Source organism: Cetobacterium sp. NK01 (genome assembly GCF_024506395.1).
Classification (GTDB): Bacteria; Fusobacteriota; Fusobacteriia; order Fusobacteriales; family Fusobacteriaceae; genus Cetobacterium_A; species Cetobacterium_A somerae_A.
In genome coordinates this window covers 1,669,231-1,690,857 of sequence record NZ_JANIBO010000001.1, presented here as the reverse complement: position 1 = coordinate 1,690,857, position 21,627 = coordinate 1,669,231, and the positions used below count along the sequence as shown (strand labels likewise).

The following is a 21,627-nucleotide window of genomic DNA, read 5'->3' as shown; positions in this document are numbered from 1 at the left end:
AAAAGGTAGCGTATGCTACCTTTTTTTATTCCTCTTCTTTGTTTTCTAAGCTATTTAACATTTTTTTATCCTCTTTCATTACTAAAAGTTGATCTATTTTAAAGTTGTCTACATCTACCACTTCAAAACTATACCCATCAAATTCTATATGTGCTCCTTTTTTAGGTATGCTTTTTAACATATACATCATAAATCCTGCTATTGTTTCATAACTATCCTCTTCTGGAAAAGATTCTATTTCTATTACTTTTTTTACATCTTCAATTGCTGTAACACCATCAATTAGCCAAGAACCATCTCCTCTTTTTATAATATACTCTTCTTGCATAGGATAAACTACATCTCCCATTAATGTTGATACAACATCGTTTAATGTTATAACTCCAACAACATGGGCATATTCATTTAAAATTACTGCAAAATCTTCTCTAGCTTCATTAAACCTATCTAACATTTCTGAAAGTGTTAATGTATTAGGAATTATAAGTATATTTCTATTTGTTATTTCTTTTATATTTTGAAGACCACTTGATTCTCCCTTTAAAATTCTAGGTAAAATATCTTTTGATCCTACATAACCATATATAGAATCTATATCACTTTCACAAACTAAAAATTTAGAATGAGGATATTCTGCTATTTTTTTCTTTATACTTTCTTCTGTTTCTTCTAAAGTAAAATAAATAATTTCATCTCTTGTAGTCATTGCTGATGATACCCATCTTTGCTCAAGTTCAAATACATTTTCAATTAAATGATGCTCTTTTGTATCTACTACTCCTGCTTCTGCTCCAGCATCGACTAAAGCAAATATATCGTCATGAGTTATTAATTCATCTCTTGAGTTTGGTGTATTAAAAATTTTAAATACCAAATTAGCTACTCCACTAAAAATCCAAACTATTGGAGTTAGTATTTTTATTGTAAATGTCATAGGATTTACTAAAGTTAATGCTATTTTTTCTGGATAAACCATTGCTAATCTCTTAGGAATTAAATCAGCAAATTCAACAAAACACCCCGTTACAAAAGTAAAAGATATTAAAAATGCTATTGTTGGATTTGATATATATTTTGTTATAATTGGAGATAATACTCCATCACCAATTATACCTGCTAAAATCGCAACTATATTTAATCCTATTTGAACTGTTGTAAAAAAGTTTCCAGGATTACTTTGTAAAGCTACTACTTTTCTTGCATTTTCATTTCCTTCATCTACTAATAGCTGTAATTTTATTTTTCTAGCTCCAGCTAAAGATATTTCTGCCATAGAGAAAAATGCACTTATTAAAATTAAAAAAAGAATAAATACTAACTTTTCTGCTATTCCCATATTACTTCTCCTTTAAATGTGGTCTCTGCTGCTCCTGTCATAAATACTTCATCTCCTTGTATTTTTATTATCAATATTCCACCTTCTGTTTCCACAAATACTTCCTCTTCTACTAATCCCAGTAGATTAGCAATATAAACACCTGAACATGATCCTGTTCCACAAGCTAATGTTCTACCAGCTCCTCTTTCCCAAGTTTTTATTTTTATTCTATTTTTATCTAAAATTTGAATAAAATTAACATTAATATTTTTAGGGAAAAGTTTATTTTTTTCTATTCTTTCTCCTAAAAAATTCACATCTAATGTGTCTAATTCTTTGCTGATAATAATAGCATGAGGAACTCCTATTAAAACTGCTGAAAAAACTAAATCTTTACCATCAATATTAATTTTTTCATTTATAACACTTTCTTTTTCTAGCAATACTGGAATCTCTTTTGGTGTCAATCTCGCTTTTCCCATTGATATTGTTATTGATTCCACTTGATTTTTGTTATTCACTTTTAAATAAGCTATTTTTATTCCATCACCTGTTTCTATTGCTATTTCTTTTTTTTGAACAATTTCCTCTTCATAAATAAACTTAGAAAAACATCTAATTCCATTTCCACACATTTCACCTTTTGAACCATCAGAGTTATAATACACCATCTTTATATCTGCACTTTCACTCTTTTCGGCAATCATTATACCATCTCCTCCAACTCCATAACGTCTATCACAAAGTTTTTTGGCCATTTTTGAATAATTCTCATATTTATTTTTCACTCCATTAAAAAGTAAAAAATCATTACCAGCTCCTTGCATCTTGTTAAATTTCAAATTAATCACCTCGTAGTATAACTTTTCTATTACTTTATATTTTACCTTATCCTTTCATTTAACGCAAGCCTTTCAGTTTTGTTTGATTCTACTTTACTTTTTATATGTTTTGTGTTAATATTCCCAAGTAATACAATATATAATCAAGGAGATTTTATGAGCAAAAAAAGAGAAATCAAAAATCATGTTGAACTTCTCCAAAAAGGAAATAGAGGCTTATACGGTTTATCTCTTCTTGTAGGTGTTATTACTGGGGTTATTGTATCTATTTATAGATATGGTTTAGGTATAGCTGGAAATCTCAGAGAACACTACATCGGTAAAGAGCTTCTTACTAATCCTTCTAGACTTCTTTTAATTTGGGGAATTTTTATTGCTATAGGTCTTTTTGTAGATTATCTATCTAGAAAATTTCCTACAACAGGTGGAAGTGGTATTCCACAAGTAAAAGCTCTAATTTTAAGAAAATTAGACTACATATTTTGGGTGAAAGAACTTTTAGTTAAATTCTTTGGTGGATTATTAGGGATTGGAGCCGGTCTATCCCTTGGTAGAGAAGGACCCTCTGTGCAATTAGGCTCATACATAGGATTTGGATTTACTAAAATATTTAAAAGAGATTATACTGATGAAAAATATCTTGTAACAGCTGGTTCTAGTGCTGGACTAGCAGGAGCTTTTGGAGCCCCTCTTGCTGGAGTTATATTTAGTATGGAAGAGTTACATCGTTTCTTCTCTTCAAAACTTATTATTTGTACATTTCTAGCGAGTATTTGTTCAAACTTTGTAGCAAGACGAATTTTTGGAATGGATCCATCTTTTAATTTAAATATTAAGTATCCAACTGACATCAATCCATATTTTCAGTTTTTATGTTTTATATTTTTTGGTATTGTAATCGCTTTTTTTGGGAAGCTTTTTACTGTTACATTAATAAAAACACAAGATATTTTCAAAGGAATTAAACTTCCTAGAGCATTTAAAATATCTTCTGTTATGACTTTATCTTTTATAATATGCTTTATTATGCCAGATATAACTGGCGGTGGACATCATTTAGTTGAGGAGCTTCCTCATCTTAATCAAACCATCATGTTCTTACTTTTAATATTTATTGTTAAGTTATTGTTTACAACAATATCATATGCAACTGGTTTTCAAGGTGGTATATTTTTACCAATGCTAGTTCTTGGTGCAATTTTAGGAAAAATTTATGCTCTAAGCCTTATTACTACTTTTAATCTTCATAGTGATTTCGTTATTCATTATATGATTTTAGGAATGGCTGGTTTTTTCGTAGCAGTTGTTAGAGCTCCTATAACTGGTGTTATTCTTATTTTAGAAATGACTGGTAGTTTTGATCATCTTCTAGCTATTGCTACAGTTTCTATTGTTGCATATTACATTACAGATATTTTAAAATTAGAACCTATCTACGAAATTTTATATGAAAGAATGCCTAAGAAAAAATTAGCGGATGATTTTGAAGAAGAGCGTCATGAACATCATGAAAAAACACTTATTTGTATCCCTGTTTCTGCAGAATCTGAGTTTGATGAAAAGTTAATTAGAGATATATCTTGGCCTAAGAATACTCTTGTTGTTGCTATTAGAAGAGGAGAAACTGAATATATTCCTAAAGGAAGTAGTCGAATTTTAGCTGGAGACGTTTTAGTTTTACTTCTTCCTGAAAAACAAGCTGATAAACTTAATGAAACCCTATTCAAAATGGGAACAGCTCACTAATTTTTTTAGGAAGTTATTGACATTTTTTTAAAATGATTATACTATTAAATGACACATGTATTTTATAGGAGGATCTTTATGAATAGAATAGAAGGAAAAATTGCTTTAGTAACTGGTGGAGCTAGAGGAATTGGAAGAACTATAGTTGAAAAATTAGCTTCTGAAGGTGCTGAATTAGTTATATCTTGTGATATGGGAGATGCAACTTTTGAACAAGCTAATGTTAGACATGAAATTTTAAATGTTACTGATAGAGAAGCTATTAAGGAATTAGTAAAAAAAATAAAAGATGAATTTGGTAGAATTGATATCTTAGTTAACAATGCAGGAATTACTAAGGATGCGCCTTTTGTTAGAATGAGCGAAGATGCTTGGGATGCTGTAATAAATGTTAACCTTAAAGGAGTATTTAATGTTACTCAAGCTGTGGCTCCTTTAATGACTAAAAATAAAAAGGGATCTATTGTTACTATCTCGTCTGTAGTTGGTTTATATGGAAATATTGGGCAAACTAACTACGCTGCTACTAAAGGTGGAGTTATAGCAATGACTAAAACTTGGTCTAAGGAATTAGCTAGAAAGGGTGCTCAAGTTAGAGCTAACTGTGTTGCTCCTGGATTTATTTCAACTCCAATGACTGATGTTTTGCCAGAAGATGTTATACAAGGAATGCTTGAGAGAACAGCTCTTGGGAAGTTAGGAATGCCTGAGGATATTGCAAATGCAGTATTATTTTTAGCAAGCGATGAATCAGCGTATATTACTGGTCAAACTATTGAAGTTAGCGGTGGATTAGCTTTATAATTTAAAATACTAGTTAGAGGCAGGAAATTTTATTTCTTGCCTTTAATATTTTAGGAGGTTTTTATGAAGAATAAAATGCTAGTTATAATTTCTAGTATTTTAATATTTTTTAGTATACTCTTTTTAGGAAAAGATATTTATTTAAAAAATATTATAACTAAAAAATTGTCAAACTCTTTAAAGCAAGAGGTTAATATAAAAAAAGTCAGCTTAAATATTTTTAATAATTCATTTGAATTAAAAGACTTATTACTAACTAAAGACAATATTTCTATTGAAAAAGTTCATGGCAATATGAGTTTTAAAAATTTTTTAAAAAATAAAAATAATTTTATTATTGATAATTTAAATTTAACAGGTATAAATGTTTATAGTAACTTAAGTTTTAATAATAAAAGTGAACCTTTAAATTCAAAAAGTGATAATAATGAAAATACCCTTGAATTTCTTAAAGAAATCGATGAAAAAATAGCATTTGATAAAAATATTTCTAAGTTTTTTAGCTCTAGCTTTAGCAAAGATAATTTTTCAAAATCATTATCAAATAATTTAACTGATTTCTTAATAAAAAATAGTGACTACATAGATACTATCATCCAAAAAGAGATTAATATTCAGTTTAAGAATCAAATTGAATATTTTACTAAAAGATCAAAAGATATTTTAGTAGATTTACAAAAATATGATAATACAGAAATTGTTAATAATATTTTTATAAAAAACATTATTATCTCAGGACAAATAATGGATATAAACTTTTCTGGTTCTTTTAAAGATTTTAATACTAATCTATCTAAAAATAACTCAGTTCCTTTAAACATAATATTATCTCATGAGAATAGTACTGGAAAAATCTATGGGGAGATTAATACTAAAAATTTATCTGGTAATCTTTATATTTCTCTTTCTAACTTTAATGTAGAATCTTTTTCTAAAATTAAAAATTATATTTCTAGTGGAACTCTAACAACAGAACAATCTATAACTATCTTAGGAGACCTTTTAAAAATAGATGGCACTACAACAATTTATAATTTCTCTTTAAATAAAGAATTTATATTAGAGTCTGAAAAATTAGATACTACAAAGAAGGAAATTTTAAAAGAGTTAATTAATTTAACTGAAAAAAATTATCACTCCTTAACTATTTCCAATAATTTTTCAAATAATATAGGAATTATAGCTATTAAAACCTCTATTCCTTTAGAAATAAAAAGAGTTTTAACAAATAATAGACAAACTTTCGTTGAATTTTTAGATAAACAATTAAAAACGAAATATGAAGAAAATATAAAAGAGAAAAAAAATAAATTAAAAAACTTTTTTAAAAATATTTTCTAATTTTTTTACTTGTATTTTCTTTTATTTGATGATATAATTATTTATGTCACAAGTGTGGTGGCAGGAGCCTTATGGCGTATTATTATCGAACCGTGTCAGATCTGGAAGGAAGCAGCACTAAGGTATTTAATACGGGTATAAGATTACTCCTGTTATCCCTTGTGGCATTTTTATTTTTTGAATAGTTTTCAAGTAATTAAAAAAGGTTGAAGATATAATCTTCAACCTAATTTTATTACTTTTTAATTCTCTCTACATATTCGTTAGATCTTGTATCAATTTTGATCCACTCATCTTGCTCAACAAATAAAGGTACTTGAATTTCGAATCCAGTGTTTATTTTAGCTGGCTTCATTACTTTTCCAGAAGTATCTCCTCTTAGTCCAGGCTCAGTATATGTTACTTGTCTCTCAACGAAAGTTGGTAACTCAACAGCAACTGGAGTAGACTCATAGTAAACTACTTCTAATTCCATTGACTCTTCTAAATAGTTTAAAGCGTCTCCTAAATCTTCATCTTTTAATTCGATTTGATCCCAAGTTTCAGGATTTGAGAATACATAGAAATCTCCATCGTTATATGAATATACAGCTTTAACTTTATCAAGTCTGATATCATCCATTTTATCATCCGCTTTATATATAGCGTCAGATATGTTTCCATTTAATAAGTTTTTCATTTTGTACTTCATAACAGCAGCGTTTCTTCCTGATTTGTTATACTCTGCTTTTAGAATTACGTAAGGATCGTTTCCAATCTTTACTGTACTTCCAGCTCTTAGTTCTTGAGCAGTTTTCATAATTGAACCTCCTAATATTTTAAAATAAATCTATTTAGTTTATCTATAAGATTACATTTTAATTGAATATACTCTGAATAAACTTTAGTTAATTTAGAAATATTTTCAAACTCTTTAAAAAAGTCTTCATACTCTTCTTTTCCAAGTTCTAAAGAATTACTATCTCTTAAATTGTAATCTCTTAATAGCTTTGTGTGAATATTTAAAGAATCCTCTAAATTTAAATCTTTTAAAGTTTCTTTATATCGTTCTATAAAACCATCTATTTTATCCATATGCGCCATTTCTTCTTGTAAATATATATGCCAAATAAATGGTTTCCCTGTAAGTAAAGATCTCACAAAAGAATCTTCCCCTCTTACAAAATTATAGTCAACTAAGTTAATTAACTCTTCGTAATCTTCTTGTTCTAAAAACGGCATAAACTTAATTTTTATATTTTTAAAATCAAAGACATTTTTTGAACTTTCTATAAATTTTAAATCTAATAAAATCGATTTTATACTTTCTTGAGATTTTTCACCTAGTACTAATAAACAATTATTTTTACTATTTTTTAATAAAACATTTAGAAGAGGTATAAAATTCTTTTCATAACTAAATATAGTTCCTACAAAATAATCCTTATCTTTTAAATCCTTTAAATATTTGTTTAAATAATACTCTTTATTTGTCTGAACTTTTAATTTTCTATCTAAAAACAGGCTATCTACTATAACTCCGCCAGTATTTTCTTTGAACCCTGGCATAAAAAAATACTTTCTTAATTTCTTTGCTCCTATTGGAGACTCCATCAAGTGTACACTTTCTATCCAACTCTCTCCAGATAAATATTCTAAATTAATAAGTAAACTAGATTGTTCCTTAGCTTTTTCCAAATACTCTTGTAAAATATTACATCCAAAGGCCTCTATTATAACATTTGCCGGAGAAAATGTACATATATTTTTAGTCAAATATTCATTAGTTATGTATTCTATTCCGTCTATGTTTTGATATCCTATATTTTTTGCTCTTTTATTTAAAGCTAAAAATTCATCCAATCTATTTAAAAAAACTCTAATTTTTATCTCTTCATTATATATTTTTTTAAACTCTTTTGCAACTCTATAAACAACTCCAATATCACCAAAGTTATCAATAATTTCACAGAAGATATCTAAACTTTTTATTTCCATTAATCCACCATTTTTCCAGTTCTTTTAAAGTACTCTTTTTTAGCAAATTCCACCCAATTTGGTCTAGCTATCATTCCTCTACCAATAGCAACTAAATCTAACATCTCATTTTCTATTAAAAAACTTGCTTGTTCCTCTGTTTTTATATTTCTTACTCCAATAACAGGAATATTTACATGCTTTTTTATCTCTACCCCTAAATAAACTACCCAGTCAAAAGGAAAATCATCTGGTAAATCTATTTTTATCTCTTGTTTTTTTTCTGGGTTTGGTACTCCAGAAGATACATGTATTAAATCCACGCCTAATTTTTCTAGATATTTAGCTATTTTTATTCCATCTTCTAACTCGGGTTCATTACCTCCCATTCTATATCCTAAAATAAAATCATCATTAAATAACTTTTTTGTTCTTCTTATTAACTCCTCTGTAAAAAACATCCTTTTTTCCAAAGAACCACCATATTTATCTGTTCTTAGGTTCCATATTCTAGAATTTAATTGGGATATCAAGTATGTGTGTGCTCCATGTATTTCAACGCCATCAAAACCAGCTTTTTTAGCTCTTTTAAAAGCTTCTACAAATTGATTTAAAATTTGGTCTAAAAGTTCTTCAGGTACTTCAGCTACTTTTTCTTTAAAACCTGCATGATGAATTTGTATCAACATAGGAACCTCATATTTTTTTCCTATTGCTGCAATTTTTGACAATCCCTCTATAAAAGAATCTTCCCATATCCCTATCTGATTATCTCTTAATTTCCCATCCTCTGCTACACAACTAGCTTCAACAATAATTAATCCTGCACCACCTTCAGCTACATCTTTATACCATTCAAGTAGTGACTCTGTTACTAACCCATCTTTTTCAACCATTGAAAATCTTACTAGAGGAGGTAATACAACTCTATTTTTTAACTTCTTATTTTTTATGTTTAAAGGAGTAAATAAATTCACTCATTTTCCTCTCTTTCTTAATATAAATTTTATAGAATATTTTAACATAAATTAAAAAAAAAGAAAATATATTATATTTCCTATTATTAAAATTCATGATATAATATTTAAGATATGTGTTCAAAATTTAAATTTATATTATAAATATATTAGGAGGAATTTTTTAAAATGATAGCAACTAGTAATCTAAGTATGAGATTTTCTGGTAGAAAGCTTTTTGAGGATGTAAATGTTAAGTTTACTCCTGGAAACTGTTATGGACTTATTGGTGCTAACGGTGCTGGAAAATCAACATTTGTAAAAATACTTTCAGGGGATTTAGATCCTACTGAAGGAGAGGTAATCTTTGATAAAAATAAAAGAATGGCTGTTCTTAAACAGGATCACTTTGCTCATGAAGATGAGTCAGTTATAAACGTTGTTTTAATGGGACATACAAAGCTTTGGAAGATAATCGAAGAGAGAAATGAAATATATGCTAAAAGTGAATTTTCTGATGAAGATGGTATGAGAGCTGCTGAACTTGAAGGAGAGTTTGCTGAATTAAATGGATGGGAAGCTGAAACTGAAGCTGAAATGCTTTTAACAGGTCTTGGAATAACAGCTGACTTACATTATAAATTAATGAGAGAATTAAGCGAACCCGATAAGGTTAAAGTTTTACTAGCTCAAGCTTTATTTGGAAATCCTGATGTTCTATTACTTGACGAGCCTACAAATGGACTTGATATCCAAGCTATAGCTTGGCTTGAGGAGTTCTTAATGAATTTAGAAGATACTACTGTTATTGTTGTATCTCACGATAGACACTTCTTAAACAAAGTTTGTACTCACATAGCTGATATCGATTATGGAAAAGTTAAGATGTATGTTGGAAACTACGACTTCTGGTACGAATCTAACCAATTAATGCAAACATTAATAAATAACAAGAATAAAAAATTAGATCAAAAGAGACAAGAACTTCAAGAATTCATTGCTAGATTCAGTGCTAACGCATCTAAATCAAAACAAGCAACTTCTAGAAAGAAACAACTTGAGAAATTACAACTTGAAGATATGCAAATATCTAATAGAAAGTATCCATTTGTTGAATTCAAGCCTGAAAGAGATGCTGGAAACAATCTTCTTAAAGTTGAAAATCTTACAAAAGTTATCGATGGAGTTAAGATTTTAGATAATGTATCATTTACAGTAAATACAAATGATAAAGTTGTATTTATTTCTCAAAACGATATTGTTAAAACAACTTTATTCTCTATATTATCTGGTGAGATGGAAGCAGATAGTGGTACTTATACATGGGGAGTTACAACTACTCAAGCATATATGCCAAAAGATAACTCTGCATTCTTTGAAAACTGTGATTTAGATTTAATTGACTGGTTAAGACAATATTCTCCTGATCAACATGACGCTTTTGTTAGAGGATTCTTAGGAAGAATGTTATTCTCTGGAGAAGAAGCTACTAAAAAGGCTAAAGTTCTTTCTGGAGGAGAAAAAGTTAGATGTATGTTATCAAGAATGATGCTTACTAATGCAAATGTTTTAATCTTTGATAATCCTACTGACCACTTAGATCTTGAGTCAATTACTTCTCTTAATAAAGCTTTAACTAACTTTAAAGGAACTATACTATTCGGTGCTCACGACCATGAGTTTATTCAAACAGTAGCTAATAGAATTATTGAGATTACTCCAAGCGGACTTGTTGATAAGTTAATGGAATATGATGACTATATTGCTGATGAAGAGTTACAAGCTAAAATAAAAGATATGTACAATGTATAATAAATAAACTAATTTAAAAAGCAGAGGATTTCCTCTGCTTTTAATTCAATTAAGGGGGTTTTTTGTGCTAGAGCTTTTTCTTACTTTTTTTAAAATTGGAATGTTTACTTTTGGAGGTGGATATGCAATGATTCCTCTAATTGAAAGAGAGATGATATATGGGAAACAGTGGATTGATAGAGATGAACTACTTGAAATAATATCTATATCACAAATGACTCCTGGTCCTATTGCTATAAATGCTGCTACTTTTATAGGAAAGAAAAGAATGGGTATTTTAGGGTCTATTGCTGCTACTTTAGGTGTTGTTGGTCCATCACTTTTCGTTATTATTATAATATCAGCATTTTTTGCTCAGAGCTTTTTAAATCCAATAATGCAAAAATTATTTATTGGTCTTAGAGCTGGAATTGCTGCTTTAATTTTATCCTCTGTCATAAAACTTTCTAAAAATACTTTAGTTGATAAACTAAGTTACTCTATATTTTTAATATCTCTTTTAGGATTAATTTTATTTAATGTGTCACCTATATTTTTAATCTTATTTTTTGGAATTGGTTGCATTATATTTTTTACACTTAAGGGGGACAAATGATTTATTTTACACTTTTTTATGAATTTTTTAAAATTGGATTATTTTCTTTTGGAGGAGGACTTGCTATGCTTCCTCTTATGCAAGATGTAGTTTTTAGACAAAATTGGTTAACAGAACAGCAATTTTTAGATATTATAGCTATTTCTCAAGTTACACCTGGTCCTATTGCTATCAATACTGCCACTTTTGTTGGACATCAGGTTGCTGGTATTCCTGGGGCTTTTGTTGCTACTTTTAGCTCAGCATTACCATCTTTTTTGATTATTTTAATTGTAGCTAATCTTTTCTATAAAATAAAAAATAATCCAAAAAAAGATCTTTTTTTCAGAGGAGTTAAACCTGTTACATTAGCTCTTATTTCATTTGCTGGTATAATTATTGCTAAGCCAACTTTTCTTGTTAAAGATTATTCTCAAGGATTTAAAGCAGCCTTTATTTTTCTTATTGTTTTTTTAGGAACTAGGTATATTACTAGAGTTAATCCAATTATTATACTACTACTTTCATCTTCACTTGGAATTTTTCTTTTTTAATATACTAATTTTAGGAGGTCTTATGTTTTTTATTTATTTTATGACAGCTCTTTGTGCTACAACATTAGGATCTTTAGCTGGATTAGGTGGGGGAGTTATTATAAAACCTGTTCTTGATACTCTAAATAACTATGATTTAGGCACAGTCGGTTTATTATCTTCTGTCACAGTATTTTCAATGGCATTTGTTACAACTATAAAGCAATTTAAATCTGGATTTAAAACTGATTTTAATACAATTATTTTAGCTCTTGGATCTATTTTAGGTGGAGGTATTGGAGAAAAAGCCTTTGATATTTTTCTAAATCTTTTTAAAAATGAAAATACTAGTAAAGGAATTCAAGCTTTTATTCTAATATTACTTTTAGCTTTAGTTTTATTTAAAAGTTTTTTACCTAAATACGATATTAAAAATATTTTTATTGTTTTTATAGTAGGAATTTTTCTTGGATCTATTGCTTCTTTTTTAGGAATTGGGGGAGGTCCTATAAATGTTGCTATTTTAGTTATGCTTTTTAATTTTCCAACTAAAAATGCTGCAACTAGCTCTGTTTTTATAATACTTCTTTCTCAATTTTCAAAAATTTTTCTAATAGCTATTACTACTGGATTTTCATCATATAATTTAAGTATGCTTCCCGTAATGGTTATTGGCGGTATCTCAGGAGGTTTTTTAGGAGCAAAGCTTAATCGTAGACTTTCTAATGAATACATTGATAAAATATTTAACATATCTGTTATCTGTATAATTATTCTTAATGTTTTTAATTTATATATAGCCTTTTATTAAAAAGTTTATGATAAAAAGAAAATAGAGCTTACAAGCTCTATTTTTTATGATTTTATTTATAAATTTTTCTTATTTTCTCTTCTAATTTTTTAGGTATCAAGTAGTTATCCTCATTTATTTTTTGTAAAGTATAATACGGTTTATTTTTATAATTTTTTCTTTCTCTCTCTTCATGGTAAATCTCTTCTTCTATATCATTTTCAAATTCAATAAAGTCGCCTATATATTTATTTATTATTTTTTTTATATTTTTATTTTTTAAGTTCGAACTTTCTAATTCTGTCTCACTTCTCCATTTATGGTTATCTTTATCATAAACAGCTACATACGGTATTTTATAAGCATTTAATACTTTTATAAATTGTGGTATTATACTTTTGCTTCCACACTCTACTATTGAATAGTTATAATTATATATATCTAATTTTTTAGCTAAGTATGAAATAGCAATCTTATCAGTTTGTCCTTCTACCAATATTACTTTTTTAGCAAAAAACATCTCGCCTCTATCTGGATTTATCCAATAGTTCATATTAAAGTTTTTAATCTCATCTCCATTTAAAAGTTTTCCAGTATGTTGATAAACTTTTATATTATTTTTTACTTTTCTAAGTAAGCAAATAGATTTATATTGTTTTAATCCCACAAAATAACTAGAGTGAGTTTCCATTACTATTTGAACTCCTATTTTAGATAATTTAATTAGTAAATAATACATTTCTCTACTCTCTTGTGGGTTTAAATGTAGTTCTGGTTCTTCGAATATTAAAAATATACTATAAAATATATTTTTTAAATCCATCTCATATATTTCTATATCTGCTAATATTTTTTTTAAAAAACTAAAAAATACTTTTCTTTGTAAACTTTGTGATAAAATATTAGTTTCTATATGTTTTAACTTACTTTCTAACTCTTTAATAATTTTACTTTCTTTATTTTGTAAAAGAAATATTTCTTTCATTTGATGTAGTGCATTATGTACTCCATTTTCTTTAGAAGATATAACAACTCCTTTTACATAAAAAAACTTACTCTTAATTTCCTCTATCGTTAACTCTTCTTCAACTCCATGACTTATTAGAATATATCTATTTTTTTCTCCTATTTTTTTTGTCATTTTTAATGTAAAGAAACCCTTTTCTTTAAAAAAATATTTTATTTTTATCTCAATAACTCTATCTCTATTTTTAAAATCATTCTCTTTAATCTCATAACTTCCTATAATTGCAGATAAAGCCTTTAGAATACTAGTTTTTCCTCTATTTGATTCGCCAATTAGTATTAACATTTTTTCAAATTCAATATTCAGATATTCTATATTTTGCCAATTTGTTATGCTTAATCTTTTTAACTCCAAATCTTTCACCTACTTTTCTTTTGGTAATTGTACTCTTTTTACTTTCATTGAATATCCTAACAGACCCCAGGGATCTAAAGAACCTTTTAAGTTTAAAGTATTTTCATCTATAACTCTCGCTGCTCCATAATATTTTTTTCCATTCCACGAATCATAAATCCAACCATCTGTTATTGCATCACCTTTTTTATTTAATTTTAGTCCTCCTACAACCTGCAAATTCATAACCTTTCTATTCTTTAAATTTTTATCAGGATTATTTCTATCAATCTGCTCTTTTCCTTCCATTGAATCACCTTTTGGATATTTTAAATCTTTTAACCATCTCACATATCCAACGTATTCTTGATCTATTTTTTTAATCTCTATTATAACTTTTTTGTCTGGCATTTCCCAATAACCAACATAAGGATCTTTACTAAATATCTGACAAAATATTAATAAAAATAGAAAAGTAATATATTTTTTCATTTCTCCTCCTTAGTCTAAGATATATGTATATTCTTTTAATCCTCTCAATTCAAATAATTTCTTTAATACTTTCTTTGCTTCTTTTTGATTTATCGGAAAATCATTATTTTCTAAAATTTTAAACCCATTATAAGCATTAGATGAAACTTTTTTTAAGTATTCTTCTTTTATCTCTTCATCTTTTTTTTCTATTTTTTTATATACCAACTCCGCTTTTAAAAGATTTATCTTACCACTTTCCTCATCTTCATCAATATCAAAAAAATCATCTAAAGCCTGTAAAGACATTCCTATTTCATATATGCCTTTTGAAAATTCTTTTAATTTTAAATTTTCTTCAACAATTAATGGAATTTCTAAACTTATTTTTAAAAGTTCACCTCCTATACCACTATGTATCTCTTCTAAAATATATTTATCTTTTGGATATTCTTTATATTGTGATTTATCTCTTAAACTCTCACTTATAGCAATTATATATATTTTTTCAAATATTTTTTTTACTGCTTCATCATTTCCTTTAGTAATTTCTAAACACTCTTTTGTTAAAAGGTTTTGACACATTAACATCACTAAACTATTAGAAACAATATTATTTTTTAATTTTTTTATAAAAATTAGGCCTTTGTTTTCATTGTCTAAAATATTATCTGTAGAAGTAACAATTTGTCTTAAATATATTATAATTTTAGTATAACTTATAATATATTTTTTAGACACTTTACTTTCTATAAGGAGAGATATTATTAATAATGTAAAAAAATTCTTCTTAAATGACTCTTTAAAATTTAGATTTTTAAAGTCTTTTACTATTTCTTCTGAAAATTTAAATTTATTTAACTCTATCTCTATTTCTTTTTGTGCTTTTCCTAGTATTTTAAAGGCATTCATTAATAACTTTCCCAGTAAAATATGATTTTTCATAATGCCCTCCTTAATATTTTTTATATTTTTTATATTCTTAATTACTTTATTTTTTGTTTTTTCTTTTATTTTAAGCTAAAAAAAGTGGAGCTTTTAAACTCCACTCTATTATTAAATATTATATAATTTTTTCATTCTTTCTATTCTAGCTAAAGTTCTATCTCTACCTATAATAGAAACTAAGTTATAAAGATCTGCTCCTTTTGGAAGTCCAGTTAATACTGCTCTTAAAGGCATGTAAACTTTTCCTGGTCCCTCTCCTACTTCATCAAGAGTCTCTTTTAATAATTCTTTAGCTCTATCTATAGAAATAGCCTCATCGCATGCTGCTATTTTCTCTTGGAATAAGTTTATTGATCTCTTTCCAGCCTCATCTTGAATAACTGTATAAAGTCTTTCTATTCCTTTTACTTCTTTTTTATCTGTTTCTTCAGTTACAACTGGTAAAGTATACTCATCTTTAAAGTAAACTTCTGATTGTTCTACAATTTCCTTTATAGTTTGAGCTCCTTCTCTTAAAATATCAACTACTCTAGATAACGTATCAAACTCTTTTTCTGTTAATTCTTCACCAATTAATCCAGCACTTCTAAAGAACGGAACAGCTAACTCTGTTAACTCTTTTAAATCTTTCATTCTCATATGTTGATTATTTACCCAACCTAATTTAACTAAATCAAATACTGGTCCTCCTAAAGATACCTTATCTATATCAAAGTTATCTTTAAATTCTTGAAGAGTAAATATCTCTTTATTTTCTCCAAATGAATATCCCATTAGTCCTAAGAAGTTTACGATACCCTCTTTTAAGTATCCTTCTTCTCTATACCAGTTTAGCGATACTGGATTTTTTCTCTTAGATATCTTTGTTCTATCAGAGTTTCTAAGAAGTGGCATATGTATAAATTCTGGCTCTTGCCATCCAAATGCTTTATATAATTGAATATGTTTTGGTGTAGATGCAATCCATTCTTCAGCTCTAATTACGTGAGTAATATTCATTAAGTAATCATCTACAACATTTGCTAAGTGATAAGTTGGGAATCCATCGCCTTTTAATAAAACTTGATCATCTATTTTATTATTTTCAAAAACGATATCTCCTCTTAGTCTATCTTTTATTATTGTTTCTCCCTCATAAGGCATTTTAAGTCTGATTACATACTCTTCACCAGCTGCTAACTTAGCCTCAATTTCCTCTTTAGAAAGAGATCTACAATGACCATCATATCCAGGAGCTTTTCCCATAGCTTTTTGTCTTTCTCTTAACTTTTCTAATCTATCCTGAGTACAGAAGCAGTAATATGCTTCACCTTTTTCAACTAATTTATGTGCGTACTCTCCATATAAGTGGAATCTCTCTGACTGTCTATAAGGTCCTACTGGCCCTCCTACATCTGGACCCTCTGCATAATCTAATCCTAGCCATTTTAAAGCATCGAATATCATTTGCTCTGATCCTTCTGTGTATCTATTTTGGTCAGTATCCTCTATTCTTAATATAAAGTCTCCACCATTTTTATAAGCAAAAGCTAAGTTGAATAACGCAATGTAAGCTGTTCCTACGTGTGGATCTCCTGTTGGAGAAGGCGCGATTCTTGTTCTTACTCTTCTTTCCATTATAATCTCTCCCTTTTTTGTAATTTGTACCCTATATTATAATCCATATAGATAATAATTTCAAGATTACTTACTAGTTTTTATTTTTTGACCATCTCAGGTATCCATTTATAAAGTCGTCAATGTCTCCATCCATAACAGCTCTTATATTTCCTGACTCTACTCCTGTTCTATGATCCTTCACCATTGTATAAGGTTGAAATACGTATGATCTAATTTGATTTCCCCAACCTATATCACTTTGTTCTCCTTGAATTTTTTTCAATTCTTCCTCTTTTTTCTTCATCTCAAGCTCTAAAAGTTTTGATTTTAAAAGTTTCATAGCTGTCTCTCTATTACTTAGCTGAGATCTTTCTCTTTGACAAGTTACAACTACTCCCGTTGGAATATGAGTTATTCTAACTGCTGAGTCAGTCATATTTACGTGCTGACCTCCAGCTCCTGAAGCTCTATATGTATCTATTCTTAAATCTCCAGAATCTATTGTTATTTCCACTGTATCATCAACCTCTGGCATTATATCAACAGATGCAAATGATGTATGTCTTTTTTTATTAGCATCAAAAGGTGATATTCTTACAAGTCTATGAACTCCCTTTTCTCCTTTTAAATATCCGTATGCTCTTGTTCCTTCAACTAAAAGAGTAATTGATTTTATTCCAACAGAATCTCCCGCCATATAATCCATCTCTGTAACTTTAAAGCCTCTAGTATTGAACCATCTCATATACATTCTATAAAGCATATCAGCCCAATCACAAGCCTCTGTTCCTCCTGCTCCTGAGTGAATTGTAACTATAGCGTTATTGCTATCATACTCTCCATCTAAAAGCATCTTAGTATCAAAGTTATCAATCATATGCATAAGTTTATTATGTTTTTCCTCTAACTCATCAGCGAAGTCATCTTCTCCCATAGAAACAAAGTCTATTAAAACTTCCTCATCAAAAAACATATTCTCTATAGATTCAAACTCTTTTACAATATCTTTTTCTTCATTCATCTCTTTTATTATTTTTCCACTAGTGAGTTTATCATTCCAAAACCCATCCTCTAGTGTTTTTTTCTCCAAAGTGGCAATTTTTTCTCTTCTACCATCTAAGTCAAAGAGACCCCCTTATGGCATCTATTTGATTTTTAAACTGGTTATATTCTCTTTTTAATTCTAAAATATCCATTAAAAACTCCTCCTAATATTTACTTTAAATTTAATAATAATTTTTCTAATTCTTCTAATGTTTTATACGAATAATACTCCTCATTAATCTTTAGAGCACTACCCTTTCCACATCTTCCTAAACAGTGTCTCTCCTCTATTGGAAAATCAACTTCTGATTTTAATTCTGCTAGTTTCTCTTTTAAACCAGGTTGAATACAATTTCTTCCTGTACAAATTTGAACATAGTTTTTAGTTCTTGCCTTTTGTAACTTAGGATAAAATTTTATTGTACTTTCTAATGAAAATGGAAAAATATCCATTTTTTTAGCTATATAATTCAAAACTTCATCTGGTAAATATCCTAACTCATCTACAACAAAAGATAAAACCTTATAATCATTTTTTTTATCTTCTAAATTTTCTATATAATTATCTAATTCTTGATAAAACTCTTTCATTTTACCTCTCTTTCCATTATTATCGCAACAGCTGTTGCATACTCTTTACAATGAGATATTGATATATCCACTATAAATCTATCATTTTTATTTTCTAAATTACCTTTTAAAATTACCTCAGGTTTTCCTAAAGAGTTATTTAAAATCTCTATATCTACAAGATTAAATCCTCTTACTCCAGTTCCTAAAGCTTTAGATATAGCTTCTTTAGCCGAAAATCTTCCTGCATAACTTTCTGCTTTATCTCCTTTTTCCTGTATTTGGGCTATCTCCTTTGATGTAAAGACTCTCTCTTTAAAACCATTTTTTCCAATAGCTTTTGATATTCTTTCTATTTCTACAATATCATTTCCTATTCCTATAAATTTCATAGCCATATTCTAACCTATTCTATATAGCTTCTTAGCGTTTTCTGTAGTTATTTTTGTAACATCTTCAACACTAATCTCTTTTATTTCAGCTATTTTCTTTGCTACATATTCAACGTAAATAGGTTCATTTCTTTTTCCTCTGAAAGGTTCTGGAGTTAAATATGGACAATCAGTTTCAATAACTATCCTATCTAAAGGAATATCTTTTACAACTTCAACTGCTTTTTTGCTATTTTTAAAAGTTAAAGTTCCACCAATTCCTAAGTAAAATCTATCAACCAATTGCTTTGCTGTTTCTAAAGACCCTGGATAACAGTGAATAACTCCAGTTATATTTGGATACTCTTTTAAAATGTTAACAGTATCTTCCATAGCATCTCTTGTATGAATAACAACTGGTTTATTTAATCTTTCTGCAAGCTCTAGTTGTTTTTTGAATCTCTCTTGTTGAACCTCTTTAGGTTCTGTCATCCAATGATAATCTAATCCTATCTCACCAATGGCTACAACCTTTGGATTTTTTCCTAGGAGTTCAAGTTCTTTTTCAACCTCTTCACTATACTCAGCTATATCAATTGGATGAACTCCTATTACAGCATATATAAAATCATATTCTTTGGCTAACTCTAAGCTTTTTTTAGAACTAGCTAAGTCATATCCTATATTTACACAAAACTCTAAATTTTCTTTTATTCTTTCTATTACTTCTAATCTATCTTCATCGAATTTTTCATTGTCTAAATGACAATGTGTATCCACTAATTTCATAACTTCACCTCTTTTGAATTTTCAAAAAACTTTTAATATATTTTATCACAATAACAGTATATTTTCCAGATTCTACTACACTCTATTTAATATTTATGTTTTTTTATAAGAAAAGTAAAGATTTTGTTGTTCTATTTTCAAAAAAATGATAAAATAACAAATAGACTTATAAAGAAAAAGGAGAGTATTTTACATGGAACCAATTTTAATTTTTGGACACAGAAATCCAGATACAGATTCAATCTGCTCAGCTATCTCATTAGCTAGATTAAAAGAATTAAAAGGAGAATCTGCTCAAGCTTGTAGATTAGGAAACATTAGTAAGGAAACTGAATTTGTTTTAAAAAGCTTTAATATAGATGCACCAAAACTACTTTCAACAGTAAGTGCTCAAATATCAGATTTAACTCGTGTTGAAAAGAAAACTATTAATCATAAAGATTCATTAAAAAGAGCTCTAGAAATAATGACTGAAGAAAACTTCTCTAGTTTACCTGTTGTTAATAGCAAAAATCATCTAAGAGGAATGATTCATGTTTCAGATATTGCTAATGCTTACTTAAACATTGATTATTCTGAATTATTTTCTAAATACTATACAACTTATGAAAATTTAAAAGATGTTTTAGAGGGAGAAGTTATCAGTGGAGAATATCCTTCTGGTAAAATAGAAGCTAGTTTAAAAGGAGTAAGCGAGTATAGAAATATTGCTGCTGGTGATATTGTTATTACTACAACTTTACTTGATTCTATTGATGATTTAATTGATTTAGGTGTTAATATGATTATTCTTTGTTGCGATAAAGATGATGTTATTTTACCTAGAGATTCTAAAACTCCTATTTTAAGGGTTAATAAATCTCTATTTAAAGCTATTCCACTAATATCGCAATCAGTATCAATATTATCTATTATGAATCACGACAAGTTTTATTCTTTCTCTACAGATGATTATTTAATTGATATTAAAGATATTATGAAAGAATCTACACAAACAAACTTCCCAGTTGTTGATAAAAATGGAGAAGTTTATGGTACTATAAGAACAAAAAACTTAATTAACTTTACTAGAAAAAATGTTGTTTTAGTTGACCACAATGAAGCTGCTCAATCAGTTGCTGGTTTAAAGGATGCCAAAATAATTCAAGTTGTTGATCACCACAAGTTCGGAAACTTTGAAACAAACGAACCTGTTAAAATAAATGCTGAAACAGTTGGATGTACTTGTACAATTATTTATGGATTATATAAAGAAGCTGGTCTAGTTCCTCCTAAAGAGATTGCTGGATTAATGATGAGTGCTATTCTATCAGATACACTTTTATTTAAATCACCTACTTGTACAGAAAAAGATGTTCAAGTTGTAAAAGAACTAGCTGCTATATCTGGTATAGAAAACTATGAGGCTTTCGGTATGGATATGCTTATTGCTGGTACATCTCTTTCTGATAAAACTCCTGAAGAGATTTTAACTATGGATCAAAAAGAGTTTTCTATGAATGGTGTAAAATTAGCTATTTCTCAAGTTAATACTGTTGATGTTAAAGGTGTTCTAGATCAACAAGCTTCTCTTGAAAAAGCAATGGCTGAAACAAATGCTAAAAATGATTATCAATTATCTGTATTAGTTATTACAGATATCGTTAAAGCTGGATCTATGCTACTTGTTGTTGGTGAACCAACACTTGTTGAAAGAGGATTCCATACAACTTTAAACAATAATACGGCATGGGTTGATGGTGTTGTATCTAGAAAGAAACAAGTTGTTCCTTTCTTAATGGCTGCTTCTCAAGGAGTGTGATT

The 21,627-nt window shown here is 28.1% G+C and carries 21 protein-coding genes and 1 other RNA gene; 9 read left to right on the top strand and 13 right to left on the bottom strand.

Annotated features, from left to right (window positions below; translation table 11 throughout):
* Positions 1 to 25 precede the first annotated feature (25 nt).
* Both NON08_RS08180 and dapF read right to left on the bottom strand, forming a co-directional pair.
* Positions 26 to 1,336: a hemolysin family protein gene (locus NON08_RS08180; protein ID WP_256690970.1), complete on the bottom strand. Its 1,311-nt coding sequence runs from the start codon at positions 1,334 to 1,336 to the stop codon at positions 26 to 28.
* Entirely contained in the window at positions 1,327 to 2,160 is an 834-nt protein-coding gene (dapF, locus tag NON08_RS08175; protein ID WP_256690968.1) for a diaminopimelate epimerase, read from the bottom strand. The genes NON08_RS08180 and dapF overlap by 10 nt, the downstream gene beginning before the upstream one ends.
* A gap of 156 nt (positions 2,161 to 2,316) precedes the next feature.
* Between dapF and NON08_RS08170 the strand changes: the two genes are divergently transcribed.
* The 4 genes from NON08_RS08170 (at position 2,317) to ffs (ending at position 6,209) form a co-directional block, all read left to right on the top strand.
* Positions 2,317 to 3,906, top strand: coding sequence for a ClC family H(+)/Cl(-) exchange transporter (locus NON08_RS08170; protein WP_256690967.1), 1,590 nt, complete (start codon positions 2,317 to 2,319; stop codon positions 3,904 to 3,906).
* A 78-nt stretch (positions 3,907 to 3,984) separates the two neighbouring features.
* Positions 3,985 to 4,710 carry a 3-oxoacyl-[acyl-carrier-protein] reductase gene (gene fabG / locus NON08_RS08165; protein WP_256690966.1) on the top strand — a complete coding sequence of 242 codons (726 nt, stop codon included), beginning with the start codon at positions 3,985 to 3,987 and terminating at the stop codon, positions 4,708 to 4,710.
* Between the two features lie 63 nt (positions 4,711 to 4,773).
* Complete coding sequence (locus NON08_RS08160) at positions 4,774 to 6,051, top strand: hypothetical protein (protein WP_256690965.1); 1,278 nt, start codon at positions 4,774 to 4,776, stop codon at positions 6,049 to 6,051.
* Positions 6,052 to 6,109: 58 nt separating this feature from the next.
* Positions 6,110 to 6,209, top strand: an RNA gene (ffs, locus tag NON08_RS08155) — signal recognition particle sRNA small type.
* 77 nt (positions 6,210 to 6,286) lie between these two features.
* Here the strand turns inward: ffs and efp are convergent.
* Genes efp through NON08_RS08140 form a run of 3 tightly spaced genes read right to left on the bottom strand, consistent with a single transcriptional unit; the run spans position 6,287 to position 8,984 of the window.
* Positions 6,287 to 6,850, bottom strand: a complete 564-nt coding sequence (efp, locus tag NON08_RS08150; protein WP_256690964.1) for an elongation factor P — start codon at positions 6,848 to 6,850, stop codon at positions 6,287 to 6,289.
* An 11-nt stretch (positions 6,851 to 6,861) separates the two neighbouring features.
* Entirely contained in the window at positions 6,862 to 8,028 is a 1,167-nt protein-coding gene (gene earP / locus NON08_RS08145) for an elongation factor P maturation arginine rhamnosyltransferase EarP (protein ID WP_256690963.1), read from the bottom strand.
* Entirely contained in the window at positions 8,028 to 8,984 is a 957-nt protein-coding gene (locus tag NON08_RS08140; protein ID WP_256690961.1) for an NADH:flavin oxidoreductase, read from the bottom strand. Before NON08_RS08140 ends, earP begins: the two co-directional genes overlap by 1 nt.
* Positions 8,985 to 9,152: 168 nt before the next feature.
* On the opposite strand from NON08_RS08140, the gene NON08_RS08135 reads away from it, so the two are divergent.
* From NON08_RS08135 to NON08_RS08120, 4 genes are all read left to right on the top strand, one after another.
* Positions 9,153 to 10,775: an ABC-F family ATP-binding cassette domain-containing protein gene (locus NON08_RS08135; protein ID WP_256690959.1), complete on the top strand. Its 1,623-nt coding sequence runs from the start codon at positions 9,153 to 9,155 to the stop codon at positions 10,773 to 10,775.
* Positions 10,776 to 10,839: 64 nt separating this feature from the next.
* The gene (locus NON08_RS08130; RefSeq protein WP_256690958.1) at positions 10,840 to 11,370 is read left to right on the top strand and encodes a chromate transporter; all 531 of its coding nucleotides are present in this window, start codon (positions 10,840 to 10,842) and stop codon (positions 11,368 to 11,370) included.
* Entirely contained in the window at positions 11,367 to 11,903 is a 537-nt protein-coding gene (locus NON08_RS08125; RefSeq protein ID WP_256690957.1) for a chromate transporter, read from the top strand. The genes NON08_RS08130 and NON08_RS08125 overlap by 4 nt, the downstream gene beginning before the upstream one ends.
* Before the next feature lie 22 nt (positions 11,904 to 11,925).
* Positions 11,926 to 12,693 carry a sulfite exporter TauE/SafE family protein gene (locus NON08_RS08120; RefSeq protein ID WP_256690956.1) on the top strand — a complete coding sequence of 256 codons (768 nt, stop codon included), beginning with the start codon at positions 11,926 to 11,928 and terminating at the stop codon, positions 12,691 to 12,693.
* 52 nt (positions 12,694 to 12,745) lie between these two features.
* Here the strand turns inward: NON08_RS08120 and NON08_RS08115 are convergent, their stop codons facing one another.
* The 8 genes from NON08_RS08115 to NON08_RS08080 form a co-directional block, all read right to left on the bottom strand.
* Positions 12,746 to 14,062 carry an ATP-dependent nuclease gene (locus tag NON08_RS08115; RefSeq protein ID WP_256690955.1) on the bottom strand — a complete coding sequence of 439 codons (1,317 nt, stop codon included), beginning with the start codon at positions 14,060 to 14,062 and terminating at the stop codon, positions 12,746 to 12,748.
* Entirely contained in the window at positions 14,063 to 14,524 is a 462-nt protein-coding gene (locus tag NON08_RS08110; RefSeq protein WP_256690954.1) for a DUF2147 domain-containing protein, read from the bottom strand.
* A gap of 9 nt (positions 14,525 to 14,533) precedes the next feature.
* A complete protein-coding gene (locus NON08_RS08105) occupies positions 14,534 to 15,448 on the bottom strand; it encodes a hypothetical protein (protein ID WP_256690953.1) in 915 nt (304 codons plus the stop codon).
* 111 nt (positions 15,449 to 15,559) lie between these two features.
* On the bottom strand, positions 15,560 to 17,068 hold the full coding sequence (gene gltX / locus NON08_RS08100; RefSeq protein WP_256690952.1) for a glutamate--tRNA ligase: 1,509 nt from the start codon (positions 17,066 to 17,068) through the stop codon (positions 15,560 to 15,562).
* Positions 17,069 to 17,141: 73 nt separating this feature from the next.
* Positions 17,142 to 18,246, bottom strand: a protein-coding gene (gene prfB / locus NON08_RS08095) for a peptide chain release factor 2 (protein ID WP_256690951.1) whose coding sequence is annotated in 2 segments (ribosomal slippage) — positions 17,142 to 18,173 and positions 18,175 to 18,246 — 1,104 coding nt in all. Because the reading frame shifts where the segments join, the coding sequence is not laid out codon by codon here.
* Positions 18,247 to 18,265: 19 nt separating this feature from the next.
* Positions 18,266 to 18,685, bottom strand: coding sequence for an NAD(P)H-dependent oxidoreductase subunit E (locus tag NON08_RS08090; protein WP_023051163.1), 420 nt, complete (start codon positions 18,683 to 18,685; stop codon positions 18,266 to 18,268).
* Positions 18,682 to 19,056 (bottom strand): holo-ACP synthase, encoded by a 375-nt coding sequence (gene acpS, locus NON08_RS08085; protein ID WP_256691241.1) that lies wholly within the window; start codon positions 19,054 to 19,056, stop codon positions 18,682 to 18,684. The genes NON08_RS08090 and acpS overlap by 4 nt, the downstream gene beginning before the upstream one ends.
* Before the next feature lie 9 nt (positions 19,057 to 19,065).
* Entirely contained in the window at positions 19,066 to 19,824 is a 759-nt protein-coding gene (locus tag NON08_RS08080; protein WP_256690950.1) for a TatD family hydrolase, read from the bottom strand.
* Positions 19,825 to 20,017: 193 nt separating this feature from the next.
* On the opposite strand from NON08_RS08080, the gene NON08_RS08075 reads away from it, so the two are divergent.
* Entirely contained in the window at positions 20,018 to 21,625 is a 1,608-nt protein-coding gene (locus tag NON08_RS08075) for a putative manganese-dependent inorganic diphosphatase (RefSeq protein WP_256690949.1), read from the top strand.
* Positions 21,626 to 21,627 lie beyond the last annotated feature (2 nt).

Coding starts and splice junctions, on each gene's coding strand:
- NON08_RS08180 (WP_256690970.1), bottom strand. CDS start 1,336: ATGGGAATAGCAGAAAAGTTAGTATTTATTCTTTTTTTAATTTTAATA.
- NON08_RS08170 (WP_256690967.1), top strand. CDS start 2,317: ATGAGCAAAAAAAGAGAAATCAAAAATCATGTTGAACTTCTCCAAAAA.
- fabG (WP_256690966.1), top strand. CDS start 3,985: ATGAATAGAATAGAAGGAAAAATTGCTTTAGTAACTGGTGGAGCTAGA.
- NON08_RS08160 (WP_256690965.1), top strand. CDS start 4,774: ATGAAGAATAAAATGCTAGTTATAATTTCTAGTATTTTAATATTTTTT.
- efp (WP_256690964.1), bottom strand. CDS start 6,850: ATGAAAACTGCTCAAGAACTAAGAGCTGGAAGTACAGTAAAGATTGGA.
- earP (WP_256690963.1), bottom strand. CDS start 8,028: ATGGAAATAAAAAGTTTAGATATCTTCTGTGAAATTATTGATAACTTT.
- NON08_RS08135 (WP_256690959.1), top strand. CDS start 9,153: ATGATAGCAACTAGTAATCTAAGTATGAGATTTTCTGGTAGAAAGCTT.
- NON08_RS08125 (WP_256690957.1), top strand. CDS start 11,367: ATGATTTATTTTACACTTTTTTATGAATTTTTTAAAATTGGATTATTT.
- NON08_RS08120 (WP_256690956.1), top strand. CDS start 11,926: ATGTTTTTTATTTATTTTATGACAGCTCTTTGTGCTACAACATTAGGA.
- NON08_RS08110 (WP_256690954.1), bottom strand. CDS start 14,524: ATGAAAAAATATATTACTTTTCTATTTTTATTAATATTTTGTCAGATA.
- NON08_RS08105 (WP_256690953.1), bottom strand. CDS start 15,448: ATGAAAAATCATATTTTACTGGGAAAGTTATTAATGAATGCCTTTAAA.
- gltX (WP_256690952.1), bottom strand. CDS start 17,068: ATGGAAAGAAGAGTAAGAACAAGAATCGCGCCTTCTCCAACAGGAGAT.
- NON08_RS08090 (WP_023051163.1), bottom strand. CDS start 18,685: ATGAAAGAGTTTTATCAAGAATTAGATAATTATATAGAAAATTTAGAA.
- acpS (WP_256691241.1), bottom strand. CDS start 19,056: ATGAAATTTATAGGAATAGGAAATGATATTGTAGAAATAGAAAGAATA.
- NON08_RS08080 (WP_256690950.1), bottom strand. CDS start 19,824: ATGAAATTAGTGGATACACATTGTCATTTAGACAATGAAAAATTCGAT.
- NON08_RS08075 (WP_256690949.1), top strand. CDS start 20,018: ATGGAACCAATTTTAATTTTTGGACACAGAAATCCAGATACAGATTCA.